The organism is Streptosporangium sp. NPDC049078 (assembly GCF_040648855.1).
Taxonomy (GTDB): domain Bacteria; phylum Actinomycetota; class Actinomycetes; order Streptosporangiales; family Streptosporangiaceae; genus Streptosporangium.
In genome coordinates this window covers 124,865-137,382 of record NZ_JBEZEL010000018.1, presented here as the reverse complement: position 1 = coordinate 137,382, position 12,518 = coordinate 124,865, and the positions used below count along the sequence as shown (strand labels likewise).

The following is a 12,518-nucleotide window of genomic DNA, read 5'->3' as shown; positions in this document are numbered from 1 at the left end:
CGATCCGACCGGAGCCGGACCGGAAGGCCCCGGAGAACCGGGTGGATCAGTCCTCGTAGAAGACGCGCTCCACGACCCGGCGGGCACGGCGGGTGGCGCGGCGGTAGTCGTCCACGAAGTCCTCCGTACCGTCGGGCGGGTAGCCGAGCGCGCGGGCGAGGAGCGTGCGCTCACGGGCGTCCACCGGGATCGCGTCGGAGGCGCGTCCCCGCACCGCGACGATGGCGTCGCGGATGCGCGAGGCGAACCTCCATGCCTCGGCGAGCACGGCCTCGTCGGCCTCGGCCAGCAGGCCCTCCGTGACCGCCGCGCTCAGCGCCTCAAGGGTGCGGGTGGTGCGCAGCGACGGCCGCTGTCCCGCATGGCGGAGCTGGATGAGCTGGGCCACCCACTCCACGTCGGACAGCCCGCCGGGACCGAGCTTGGTGTGCAGGGCGGGGTCGGCGCCGCGCGGGAGGCGTTCGGCCTCCATCCTCGCCTTGAGCCTGCGGATCTCCAGCACGGCCGCGTCGGAGATGCCCCCCTCCGGGTAGCGCAGCGGGTCGGCCAGATGCAGCAGCCCGATACCGAGTTCGGCGTCCCCCGCGGAGAAGCGGGCCCGCAGCAGCGCCTGCGACTCCCACGGCGACGACCACCGCTCGTAGTAGGCGGCGTAGGAGGCGAGGGTACGGACCAGCGGCCCCGCCTTGCCTTCGGGACGCAGGCCGGGGTCGATGAGCAGCGGCGGGTCGGGGGCGGGCAGGGCGAGCAGGCGGCGCAGCTCGTTGGCCACCTCGAACGCCGTCTCGGTGGCCTCGCGCTCGGACACGCCCTCGCGCGGCGAGTGGACGAACATCACGTCGGCGTCGCTGCCGTAGGAGGACTCGATCCCGCCCAGGCGACCCATCGCGATCACCGCGAACCTCGTGCCCAGCGGGGTGCGGCGCTCCATCTCGACCTTGTCGATGGCGGCGTCCAGCGCGGCCTGGATCGTCACGTCGTTGAGCCCGGACAGCGTCTGGCCGACCTCCTCGATGCCGATGATCCCGGAGAGGTCGGCGACGGCCGTGCGGAGCAGTTCCCTGCGGCGCAGCGCCCTGACCGCCGCCACCGCGCCCTCGGCGTCCCCCGGATGGCGGGCGACCACGGTCCGCGCCTCGGACAGCACCGCCTCGACGGGTCTGGGGGCGAGTTCCGTGTCCGAGCCGAGCATCGCGACCGACTCGGGGGCGTTCATCAGCAGGCCCGTCACGTAGCGGCTGGTACCGAGCATCTTGGCCAGGCGCGACGCCACGGCGGTCTCGTCGCGGAGCAGCCGCAGGTACCAGGGGGTGGAGCCGAGCTTGTCCGAGACCTGGCGGAAGCCGAGCAGGCCGGCGTCGGGGTCGGGGGCGTCGGCGAACCAGCCGAGCATGACCGGCAGCAGGGTCCGCTGGATCGCGGCGCGGCGGGAGACGCCCGTGGTCAGCGCGCTGATGTGGCGCAGCGCCCCGCCGGGGTCGGCGTAGCCGAGGGCTTCGAGGCGGGCCTTGGCCGCGGCCGTGGAGAGCCGGTCCTCCGACTCGGGCAGCCGGGCCACGGCCTGCAGCAGCGGCCGGTAGAACAGCTTCTCGTGCAGGCGCCTCGCCTCCATGGCGTGCCGCCGCCACCTGGTGGTGAACTCCCCCACCGGGTCGGCGGTCATGCCCAGGCTCCGGCCGAGGCGGCGCAGGTCGGCGTTGCCCTCGGGCACCACGTGCGTGCGGCGGAGCCGGTGCAGCTGGATCAGGTGCTCGACCTGGCGCAGGAAGGTGTACGCCTCGGCGAGAGCCTTGGCGTCGTCCCTGCCCACGTAGCCGCCGCGGGAGAGGGCACCGAGCGCGGGCAGCGTGGCCCTGCGGCGCAGCAGCGGGTCGAGGCGGCCGTGGACGAGCTGGAGCAGCTGCACCGCGAACTCGATGTCGCGCAACCCACCGGGCCCGAGCTTCAGCTGACGGTCGGCCTCGCCGCTGCGGACGTGGGCCTCCACCCGGCGGCGCATGGCCTGGACGTCCTCGACGAACTTGTCGCGGGTGGCGGCCTGCCAGACCATCTCGTTCATCGCGGCGACGTACTGCTCGCCGAGTGCGGTGTCGCCCGCGACCGGCCGCGCCTTCAGCAGCGCCTGGAACTCCCAGGTCTTCGCCCAGCGCCGGTAGTAGGCGAGGTGGCTGGCGAGGGTGCGGACCAGCGGCCCGGCCTTGCCCTCCGGGCGCAGCGCCGCGTCGACCTCCCACAGCGCGCCCTCCGGCGTGCTGGTCGAGCAGGCGCGCATCATGCCCTGGGCGAGCCGGGTGGCGAGTTTGATCGCCTCGTGCTCGTCGAGGGAGCTGTCGGATCCCTCGCGCGGCTCGGCCACGAAGATGACGTCGACGTCACTGATGTAGTTGAGCTCGCGCGCCCCGCACTTGCCCATGCCGATGACCGCCAGTCTCACCGCCCCCGCCTCAGGGTGCTCGGACCTGGCGACGGCGAGTCCCGCCTCCAGCGCGGCCCCCGCCAGGTCGGACAGCTCGGCGGTCACCTCCGAGAGCGAGACGACCCCGGTGACGTCGCGGGCGGCGAGATGGAGCAGGCGGCCCCGGTAGGCGGCACGCAGCGCAGACAGGGTGGCGGTGGAGGCGTCGACGGCGACCGGCTCGGGCTCGTCCGGCTCGGCGCCGACCGCGAGCAGCAGCTCGGAGCGGAGCTCATCCTCGGTCGGACGCTCCACGGCCGACGCCCCGCCGAGCGTGCGCCAGTGGTCGGGGTGCCTCACGACGTGGTCGCCGAGCGCGGCGCTGACGCCGAAGACGCCGATCAGCCGCTCGCGCATCCCGGGGTCGGCCCGGAGCGCTCCAAGAACGCTGGGATCCTGTTCGGCCAGCCGGTTCAGCGAGGTGAGCGCCAGGTCGGGATCGGCCGCGGCGACCAGCGAGGTCAGCAGGTCGATGTCGCCGACGGCCTCCGGTCCCAGTTCGTCGAGCAGTCGCTCGGCCCTGGCACCGTCGGCGAAGCCGAGTCTCGCCAGGCGTCCGGCGGTCGTCTGCATCCGGGGCACGGTTTCCACCGACCCTCCATGGTCCTCGATCACAAGCACGGGTGCCCTTCCTCAATCCCTACCCCGAGCGATCAAAGGTGCACGCTCCCACACTCGCATGGGCCTCGCTTCCCCGGCGAACCGGGAGGGGCGGTGCATCTGCTTCCGGGTCCCCACCCTGGTCCGCATCCCAGCGTTCGGAGCGTCGCCGCACAGGTTAATCCTGAAACTGTGCGGCGTCGTTAGCGGATTCGGAACGTAATCGCGCAGTCACGCGGTTTGGACGGCGATGACGACGGCGGCGAAACGTTCGGCGAGAGGTCTCCACGCGCCGACCAGGTCGTTCCTCGCCTCCTTCACCCGCGTGTTCAGCTCCTCGACCGAGTGGCCCAGGCCGGTCAGGGTGTCGGCCGATCCGGCCGTCCAGTCGACGAAGATCTCCGGGGTGGCCTCGGGGTGGAACTGCACCGCCCAGGCGTTCTCCCCCAGCCGGTACGCCTGGTTGGGGTACGGGTCGCCGGTGGCGAGCGGAACCGCGCCCGGGGGAAGCTCCGTCATCGCGTCGCGGTGGTACTGCACGGCGAGCGAGGGGCCGAGACCGGCGAACAGCCGATCCGTTCCGGCCGCGGGAAGAGGGACGACCTCGGTCACGCCGACCTCGAGTCCGTGCTCCCCGCGCCCGACGGCACCGCCGCAGGCGAGCGCCATGAGCTGTGCCCCCAGGCAGATCCCCAGGGTCGGCACGCCCCGCTCGACGCAGACGCGGATCAGGTCGCGGGTGGCGGGCAGCCACGGACACCTCTCGTCCTCCCAGGCCGCCGCCTCGCCACCGAGGACGATCAGTCCCCCGGTGATCCGCTCGGGCACCGCCTCGCCCAGGTAGGGCCGGACGACCTCGCAGACGGCCCCGGCCTCGGACAGCCATCCGGCGAGGAACCCGAGCCCCGCGTCGGCCTCGTGCTCGATGACGGTGATCCTCATACCGTAATTATGGGTTGACATGGGCACGAGACGGTCACAGCGGCAGGGAGATGCGAGATCACCGCGCTCCCTGCCGCCCGTACGTGGACCGTGCGCCGGCCGTATGCCGAGCCCGTACCACCGCCCGTATTGTCGGCCCTGTGTTCGGCGAAGACATTGACCTCGGACGCGAGTACCCGCCACCTTGGCATCAGCCCCGCCGGAACCGAAGGCGAGGCTCCACGCGCAAGGAGAACCGATGAATCCCGTCCTGAGTGATGTCGAGGTCCCCGGCGGCGCGTTGCGCGTCGCCCGGTTCGGCACCGGGTCCCGCGTGATCGTGGCGGTGCACGGCATCACCGCCTCGCTCATGGCCTGGGCCGGCGTCGCCCGCAGGCTTCCCGCCGAGTGGTCGCTGGTCGCGATGGACCTGCGGGGCCGCGGCCACAGTGCCGGGCTCCCGGGCCCGTACGGCCTGGCCAGGCACGCCGAGGACGTGAACCTCGTCGCCCGGTCCGTGGGCGCCGAGTCCGACATCGTGCTCACCGGTCACTCGATGGGCGCCTACGTCGCGGCCCTCGCCGCCGCGGGGCACGACTACGCCAGGGTGGTGCTGGTCGACGGCGGACTCCCGAGACCGCTGCCCCCCGGCGCCGACCCCGACGCGGTGCTGGAGGCCACGCTGGGCCCGGCCATCGCCCGGCTGGACCAGACCTTCCCCGACGCCGACGCGTACGTGGACTTCTTCAGGGCCCACCCCGCCTTCGCCGACGCATGGACCGAGGAGGCGGAGGAGTACGTCCGCTACGACGCGTCGGGGCCGGAGGGCACAGGGGGCACAGAAGGCTCAGAGGGCACGGTGCGCTCGCGGGTGCGGCGGGAACCGGTCCGCGAGGACGGCCGGTGGATGCTCACCGAGGGCGAGACGGTCGACGCCGCGCTGCGCGCGATCACCTCGCCCCTGTCCCTGCTGCGCGCCCCGCGCGGACTGCTGAACCAGCCGGTCGGCTTCATGCCCGACGAGCTGGCGGCCGCGTGGACCGGGTGGCTGCCCGCGCTGGAGGACGAGGTGATCGACGACTGCAACCACTACACGATCCTCTTCGACGACCGCTGCGCCTCGCTGGTCGCCAAGCACCTCTCCCGCTGAGCCCCTGGCGCCGACCCGCGCCGACCCGCGCCGCCCGGGGCCGGGTCAGCCGGTCTTGGCGGGAGTGATCCAGGTGGCCTTGGCCGCGGCGACCAGGGTGCCGTCGGCCTCGTAGACGGCGCTCTCGCCGAAGAGCTTGCGGCCCTCGCGGCCGGTGGCGCGGGCCACGACGGAGTAGATGCCTCCGGGGTAGACCCGGCGGTGGATCCGTACGGTCAGACGGCCGAGCAGGGCGAACTCGCCGGGTCCGAAGTGCGCCCAGCCGGTGGGGCAGTCGAGGGCGGCCCAGGCGACCGTGTGGGGGACGGTGCCGTCCGCCTCGGTGATGGTCATCGGGACCCGCCAGCCGGCGGCGATCAGGTCGGTGCCGGGCACGGGACCCGGGAAGATCCGCAGGCCGTCGCCGGGGGCGCGCAGGCCGCACGCGAAGCAGCCGGGGAAGGCGTGCTCGACGAGACCGGCGAAGCCGACCTCGGCCCGCGCGGCCTCGGTGAAGGGCACGAAGTCCGGGACGTCGAACTCCTCGGCGACCGTGACGGCCTCGACGAGGAGCCTGTCGCCGTGGGTGAGGGTCGCGGTGTTGGCGAGGTGGCGCAGGGAGAGCTCGGTGTCCAGTGGCGTGGGTGCGTGCAGCGTGACCTCGATGGCCGAGTCGTGCCGGGCGCCGTGCAGCGCCTCCGAGACCGTGCCCGCGATCCAGCCGCCGTTCGCGGACCCCTCGGGACCACGGAAACGCGCCGGAACGGTGAGCACGGTCTGCAGCTCGGACGTCATTGTCATGCCGCACCTCCTGTCGCCTTTATGGCGATCGATCCTCATAAATCATGTTAATTGGACCGACCGATTTTATCGGACTGCTTGTACATACAGCCAACTCGGGTTCGATGACGCGCTCGTTAGCCGCGAGTAACACCGGTATGACGTTCGGCGGGCGCTCCCGGATCGCCCGCCGTGACGACCACGGCGGGCATCCCGGGCGCATGCCTCACGGGCACGGCGGACGCCCCGGAGGCCCACCGGGCCCGTGAGATCGTGACCGCGGTCAGAGGACCGGCAGGTAGCGGCCGAGCTCGAATTCGGTGACCTGCCTGCGGTATTCGTTCCACTCCGCGCGCTTGTTGCGCAGGAAGTAGTCGAAGACGTGCTCGCCGAGGGTCTCGGCGACGAGCTCGCTGCGCTCCATGACCGCGATCGCCTCGTCGAGCGACTGGGGCAGCGGCTGGATGCCCAGTGCCCTGCGCTCGGCCGAGGTGAGCGCCCACACGTCGTCCTCGGCACCCGGGGGCATCTCGTAACCCTCCTCGATGCCCTTCAGCCCGGCCGCGAGGATCACGGCGAAGGCGAGATAGGGGTTGCAGGCGGAGTCGAGCGAGCGGAACTCGATGCGGGTCGAGCCGCCCTTGTGCGGCTTGTACATCGGCACCCGGACGAGGGCGGAGCGGTTGTTGTGACCCCAGGAGACGTAGCTCGGGGCCTCACCGCCCGCTCCGGCGATCGCCTCGGCGCCGCCCCACAGCCGCTTGTAGGAGTTGACCCACTGGTTGCAGACCGCGGTGATCTCGGCGGCGTGCGTGAGCAGGCCACCGATGAAGGAGCGGCCGATCTTGGAGAGCTGGTAGTCGGCACCGGGCTCGTAGAAGGCGTTGCGGTCGCCCTCGAAGAGCGACATGTGGGTGTGCATGCCCGAGCCGGGGTACTCGGTGAAGGGCTTGGGCATGAAGCTCGCCCAGATGCCCTGCTCCAGCGCGACCTCCTTCATCACCAGGCGGAAGGTCATGATGTTGTCGGCGGTGGTGAGCGCGTCGGCGTAGCGCAGGTCGATCTCCTGCTGGCCGGGGCCGCCCTCGTGGTGGCTGTACTCGACGGAGATGCCCATCGACTCCAGCATCATGATCGCGTTGCGCCGGAAGTCGTGGCCGGAGCTGTGCGGGGTGTGGTCGAAGTAGCCGCCGCCGTCGATCGGCTCGGGGCGCTCGGCGCCCTCCGGCCGGCTCTTCAGCAGGAAGAACTCGATCTCCGGGTGGGTGTAGAAGCTGAAGCCCATGTCGGAGGCCTTCGCCAGGGTGCGCTTGAGCACCCAGCGCGGGTCGGCGTGCGAGGGCGAGCCGTCCGGCATGAGGATGTCGCAGAACATCCGGGCCGCGCCCGGCGTCTCGCTGCGCCACGGAAGGATCTGGAAGGTCGACGGGTCGGGCTTGGCGAGCATGTCCGACTCGTAGACCCGGGCGAAGCCCTCGATGGCCGAGCCGTCGAAGCCGATGCCCTCGGCGAAGGCCCCTTCGAGCTCGGCCGGGGCGATGGCCACCGACTTCAGGAACCCGAGCACATCGGTGAACCACAGCCGGATGAACCGGATGTCGCGCTCCTCAAGGGTGCGGAGAACGAACTCCTGCTGGCGGTCCAAGGCTTCTCCTTCATTGCCGACGTGCCGCAACACGCCTAGTGGTCTCCCAGTTTGCCCTCTCAGTGTTTCGCACACGTTACGAGGAAGAACGGTGAGATGTGGCACAGGGACCGTCGCGCCTCCACACGCCCGTCCCTCTCTCCTCTTACAGTGTGCGACCGGAGCCGCTGGGAACCCGATCCGGGGGGAGACGACGATGACGCGTACCGAGGTCCACCGACCACCGCACGCGGTCCCGCCACCGGCCAGGCTCGCCGAACGCCTCGCGGCGCTGGCGATGCCCTGCCCCGTCCACCCGTCGATACACCTGGTCGAGGCCGCGACCTCCGACTGGGCGCGCACGTCGGGCCTGGACCCCGATCCCGCCGCCGCCCGGCTGGCCGGACGGGCGTTCGCCCGTTGCGAAACCGGCGCGGTGACGCGGCTCGCCCGCTGGCTGACCTGGATGTCGTGCCTGCGGCGGACTCCCGAGGCCCTCACCCCGGTCCTCGCCGTGGCCGCGGGCGGCGAGCCGGGCCGGGCCCCGCTGGAGCGGGCCTTCTCCGGCCTGTGGACGGCGTGCGCGCCGGAGATGGGCGACGCCTGGCGCGAGCGGTTCACGGCCGGGCTCGCCGCCCAGCGCGAGGCGCTCCTCTCCCCCGGGACGACCTCGGCCGGGGATCGTACGCGGTCGCCCGTGGACGCCTTCGGCCGCTACCTGTTCGATCTGGTGGAGCCCTGCCTGGGGGTGGAGGTGCCCGCCCCGGTGTGGCGGAGCACGCACTGGCGGGCGCTCGTCGAGGTGAGCGGCGAGGTGGCCGCCCGGTGCGAGGAGGCGGTGGCCGGACCCGGCCATACGGGCGCCATTTCTGTGGAACGCTCCAATTCCGGGGCGGAAGAGTGGAAGATCGACGGGGTCGCCACCCGCATGGAGGAGCTGTGGACGGCCGCCCGCGCGATCCCGGCGCTCGTGGAGCGGCACGACCTGGGCTTCACCGCCGGCCGCGAGGCGACGCGGGTGGCATGCGCTTTCTTGACCATCCCGAGGGCCTACCTGGAGTGGCTGCTGGAAACACCTCGCTATCGTCACTTGGCGTAACCGTTCTTCTTCGATGAGTAATGCTGGAGTAAGCGATGAGCACCACGCTCCTCAACCACAAGCTCGACCGTGCCTTCGGGCATATGGACGTCGACGGCGACGGATCGATCGAGCGCGAGGACCTTCTCGGACTCGGCGCCCGGATCCTCGTCGGCTTCGGCGAGGCGCCGACCTCCCACGCCGGCAGCAGGCTCGCCCAGGGCTTCGAGGAGATCTGGCGGACCCTCGCCGCGGAGATCGACACCGACGGCGACGGCGTGATCTCGTCCGAGGAGTTCCGCGCCGGCATGACCTCGGCGTTCGTCGAGGGGGACCGGTTCGACACGGTGTTCGCGCCCGCGGCCGAGGCGTTGGCGGGGCTGTGCGACACCGACGGGGACGGGGCCGTGGGGCCGGACGAGTTCTGGATCATGATGGCCGCGTTCGGCACCCCGCGCGAGGACGTGCGGGCCACCTTCGAGCGGCTCGACGGCGACGGTGACGGCGTCGTGTCCGTGGGCGAGCTGGTCGAGGCGACCCGGCAGTTCTACACGAGCGCCGATCCCGACGTGGTCGGCAACTGGCTGTTCGGTCCGCTCTAGTGGCCCTCATCCCGACGTTCGGCGATCCTCTGACCCGTCCCCGTCCCCACCCACAGCCCTTGTCGTCCTCGACGCACCTTTCCCCGCCTCCCTCCCCCGTCCAGGCGGCCGGACCGCGGAGACCCGCCGGGCCGCCGAGGTCCTCCGGGGTGGCCGCGGCCCTGCTGCTGCCCCTCACCGAACTCGTGCCGGTGATGTCGGCGCCGTGCCCGATGCACCCCTCGATCGACCTGATCGGCGCCGAGCTCGCCGCCTGGGCCCGCGCGGTGGAGCTCGAACCTCCCCCCGGCGCCGGATTCGAGCGGATGGCCGGCCGCGCCTTCTGCGGATTCGGCGTGGAGTCGGCGCTGCTGTTCGCCAAATGGCTGACCTGGCTGTTCCACTTCGACGACGAGTGGGACGAGAAACCCGCCGGGCGCGCGACCGAGATCGTCAAGGACACCTTCGCACGGCTCGACCTCGTCGCGCGTTCTCCCGCCCACGCCTCCTCGCCCGTCGAGCTGGCCTTCGGCGACCTGTGGAAGGCCACCACCGAGCGGATGAGCACCCGCTGGCGGCACCGGTTCCTGGCCGGGCTGGCGGCCCAGGGCGAGGCCTGCCGTACCGAGGCCGAGAACCGGTGCGCGGGCCGCGTACCCTCCCCCGCGGAGTACCCGCGGCTGCGGCGGGGCACCGCGGGTCCCTATCTGTTCGACCTGGTGGAGCCCTGCCTGGGGGTGGAGGTGCCCGCGGGGCTGCGCGAGAGCACGACCTGGCGGACGCTGGTGGACGCCTGCAACGACGTCACCGCCTGGTGCAACGACGTCGCCTCGCACCACAAGGAGCGGGCCAACGGTGACGTGCACAACTACGTGACGGTCGCCGCGACCGCGTTCGGGCTCTCCGACGCCGACGCCGTCGCCTGGGTGAACGGCCGGATCGCCGCGCGCGCCGAGGACCTGCGGACCTCCGCGCGCCGGCTGCCGACGCTGTTCGACCGGTTCGGGTTCTCGACCGGCCAGGCCAGGGACGTCAGCAAGGTCGCGTGCGCGTTCCTCACGGCGCCGAGGGCACAGCTGGAATGGCTGCTGGAGTCCAGCCGGTACGACGTACCCTGACCGGCCGCCCCCGGGCGGATCCGCCCGGGGGCCCGCCGAGCCCGCACGCCCGGTCCCGGCCTCGGTGCCGGCGGCCCGCGGGCGTCGTACGGTGCCCACCGGCGTTGAGTATTCGTTGATTGAATTGCGGTCTTCGCCGGTTAAGGTCCTTTTAAGCACGAAATGAAGGGCCGAAACCATCATGCGCGGGCTGTACCGTGTGGTCCCGACGGTGACGCCCGTCCAGAGCAGGGTGGCGGCGGTGCTCACCGCCACCGCGTCCGTGGCGACCCTCATCGCCACCGCGTCCGTGGCGACCCTCATCGCCACCGCGTCCGTGGCGATGGTGTGCGTCAACGTCTGGGTCACGGCACGGCTCCCGCAGCCCTCCTACACACCGCTGCCGTTCTCACCCGAGGACGTGGCAGGCGTCGCGTTCCCCATCCTCGGTGCGCTGCTGGTGTTCCAGCGGCCCCGGCTCGTCATCGGCTGGCTGCTCTGCCTGGGCGGACTGTGCTCCGCGCTGAACAGTCTCACGATCAACCTCGCCCTCCTTGACGCGGGGCACCGGCTGCTCCCCCAGGAGGCGGTCTGGACGGTCGCCGGGGTGAGCTGGAAGCTGGCCATCCTCTTCCTGGTCGTGCTGCTGCCGCTGCTCTATCCGGACGGGAGGCCGCCGTCGCCGCGCTGGCGGGCGCTGGTGTGGGTCTCCGTCGCCGTCCTGTGCGCCGACGTGCTCCTCATGGACCTCATGCCTCTCGCCGGGCAGCGGTACACGAGTTCCGGCCCCCACCCGCTGCGGTTCTCGCTGGACATGCTCACCAACGCGATCATGATCCTCGCCTTCGCCTCGCTCGCCGTGAGGTTCCGGCGGGCCGGCCGCGAGGAGCGCCGGCAGATCCTCTGGACGCTGATCGCGCTCGCCACCGTCATCGTCCCCTGGGTGATCGGCAATCCGGTGTGGTGGCTCACGTCGTTCACGATCCCGCTCGTCCCGGTCGCGATCACCTTCTCGGTGCTGCGGCACCGCCTCTACGGGATCGACACGCTCATCACCAGGACGCTGGTCGGGGCAGGCCTCGTCGGCGTGATCGGCGGGGTCTACGTGGCGGTGGGCACCGCCTCCAGCCTGTTCCTGTCGGATGTGGACCGGATCGGCGGCCTGGTCGCCGCGCTCTGCGCGGGGGTGTTCTTCCATCCGATGCGACGGCTGCTTCAGCGTGGCGCCGACCGCCTCCTGTACGGCGGCAGGGGCGACCCGGTGGCGCTGGCCGCCGGACTCGGCCGCAGGCTCCAGCGCATCGCCCCCGAGGCCGGCCTGTCCGCGGCCCTGGACGTGCTGCGCGACGGCCTGGCGGTCACCGGCGCCGGCGTGCGCTTCCAGGGCGGCTGGCCGGAGGAGGTGACGGTGGGGACGCTGGAGGAGGTGACACGCGACATCCGGCTGGTCTGGCACGGCGAGCCCGTCGGACGTCTGCTCATCGGCCCGCCGGGGGCCCGGCGCCTGCCCGCCGCGCACAACGAACGGGTCATCGCCGCGCTCACACCGTACGTGGCCGACGCGGCCCACGCGGTCCGGCTGGTCGGCGCGCTGCGGCGCTCCCGGGAGCGCATCGTCACCACCCGCGAGGAGGAGCGCCGCCGTCTCCGCCGCGACCTGCACGACGGTCTCGGCCAGTCGCTCAGCGGGATGGCGATGGCCATCAACGCGGCCAGGATCTCCCTGCGCACCTCCCCCGAGACGGCCGAACGCATGCTCGGCGAGCTGCGCTCCGGCATGGACAGCGTCACCGGAGACATCAGGCACCTGGTGTACGGCCTGCGCCCGCCCGCGCTGGACGATCTCGGCCTGGCCGGAGCCGTGGCGGAGATGGCGGGCCCCGGCGTCACCGTCGAGGTGAGGGGCGAGCTGCCGGGACTGCCCGCCGCGACCGAGGTCGCCGCGTACCGCATCGCGCAGGAGGCGCTGACCAACGCGCGCAGGCACGCGGGGGCCGCGACCGTGCGAGTATCGCTGGAACGGGGCGAGGACGACCTGAGCGTCCGGGTGCGCGACGACGGGATCGGCCTGCCCTCCGGACGTCGTTCGGGGGTCGGGCTGGCGTCGATGCGCGAGCGCGCCGCCGAACTGGGCGGGACATGCGTGATCACCACGCCCACCGAGGGGGGAACCGTGGTCGAAGCGATACTTCCGGTGAACTTGAATGTGGAGATCTGACCACGGATGATTTCTTACGGCTTGCGAACGATGGT

Annotated in this window: 9 protein-coding genes; 5 read left to right on the top strand and 4 right to left on the bottom strand. The window is 72.1% G+C overall.

Features of this window, described 5'->3' with window-relative positions:
• Positions 1–46: 46 nt before the first annotated feature.
• A complete protein-coding gene (locus AB0B90_RS29185; RefSeq protein WP_350947505.1) occupies positions 47–3,028 on the bottom strand; it encodes a bifunctional [glutamine synthetase] adenylyltransferase/[glutamine synthetase]-adenylyl-L-tyrosine phosphorylase in 2,982 nt (993 codons plus the stop codon).
• 258 nt (positions 3,029–3,286) lie between these two features.
• A complete protein-coding gene (locus tag AB0B90_RS29180; RefSeq protein ID WP_362925816.1) occupies positions 3,287–3,997 on the bottom strand; it encodes a type 1 glutamine amidotransferase in 711 nt (236 codons plus the stop codon).
• Positions 3,998–4,235: 238 nt separating this feature from the next.
• Here AB0B90_RS29180 and AB0B90_RS29175 point away from each other — a divergent pair, with 238 nt between their 5' ends.
• Positions 4,236–5,126: an alpha/beta hydrolase gene (locus AB0B90_RS29175; RefSeq protein ID WP_362925815.1), complete on the top strand. Its 891-nt coding sequence runs from the start codon at positions 4,236–4,238 to the stop codon at positions 5,124–5,126.
• 45 nt (positions 5,127–5,171) lie between these two features.
• Here the strand turns inward: AB0B90_RS29175 and AB0B90_RS29170 are convergent, their stop codons facing one another.
• Positions 5,172–5,906, bottom strand: coding sequence for a hotdog fold domain-containing protein (locus AB0B90_RS29170; RefSeq protein ID WP_362925814.1), 735 nt, complete (start codon positions 5,904–5,906; stop codon positions 5,172–5,174).
• 262 nt (positions 5,907–6,168) lie between these two features.
• On the bottom strand, positions 6,169–7,530 hold the full coding sequence (gene glnA / locus AB0B90_RS29165) for a type I glutamate--ammonia ligase (RefSeq protein WP_350947424.1): 1,362 nt from the start codon (positions 7,528–7,530) through the stop codon (positions 6,169–6,171).
• 196 nt (positions 7,531–7,726) lie between these two features.
• On the opposite strand from glnA, the gene AB0B90_RS29160 reads away from it, so the two are divergent.
• From AB0B90_RS29160 to AB0B90_RS29145, 4 genes are all read left to right on the top strand, one after another.
• On the top strand, positions 7,727–8,608 hold the full coding sequence (locus AB0B90_RS29160; protein WP_350947423.1) for a terpene synthase family protein: 882 nt from the start codon (positions 7,727–7,729) through the stop codon (positions 8,606–8,608).
• A 35-nt stretch (positions 8,609–8,643) separates the two neighbouring features.
• Positions 8,644–9,189: an EF-hand domain-containing protein gene (locus AB0B90_RS29155; RefSeq protein WP_350947422.1), complete on the top strand. Its 546-nt coding sequence runs from the start codon at positions 8,644–8,646 to the stop codon at positions 9,187–9,189.
• 149 nt (positions 9,190–9,338) lie between these two features.
• Complete coding sequence (locus AB0B90_RS29150; protein ID WP_350947421.1) at positions 9,339–10,286, top strand: terpene synthase family protein; 948 nt, start codon at positions 9,339–9,341, stop codon at positions 10,284–10,286.
• 211 nt (positions 10,287–10,497) lie between these two features.
• Entirely contained in the window at positions 10,498–12,483 is a 1,986-nt protein-coding gene (locus AB0B90_RS29145; RefSeq protein ID WP_362925813.1) for a sensor histidine kinase, read from the top strand.
• Positions 12,484–12,518: the final 35 nt, after the last annotated feature.

What these genes read in the sequence shown, in the direction of transcription:
- AB0B90_RS29185 (WP_350947505.1), bottom strand. Translation starts at nt 3,028, where the DNA reads ATGCAGACGACCGCCGGACGCCTGGCGAGACTCGGCTTCGCCGACGGT.
- AB0B90_RS29180 (WP_362925816.1), bottom strand. Translation starts at nt 3,997, where the DNA reads ATGAGGATCACCGTCATCGAGCACGAGGCCGACGCGGGGCTCGGGTTC.
- AB0B90_RS29175 (WP_362925815.1), top strand. Translation starts at nt 4,236, where the DNA reads ATGAATCCCGTCCTGAGTGATGTCGAGGTCCCCGGCGGCGCGTTGCGC.
- AB0B90_RS29170 (WP_362925814.1), bottom strand. Translation starts at nt 5,906, where the DNA reads ATGACAATGACGTCCGAGCTGCAGACCGTGCTCACCGTTCCGGCGCGT.
- AB0B90_RS29160 (WP_350947423.1), top strand. Translation starts at nt 7,727, where the DNA reads ATGACGCGTACCGAGGTCCACCGACCACCGCACGCGGTCCCGCCACCG.
- AB0B90_RS29155 (WP_350947422.1), top strand. Translation starts at nt 8,644, where the DNA reads ATGAGCACCACGCTCCTCAACCACAAGCTCGACCGTGCCTTCGGGCAT.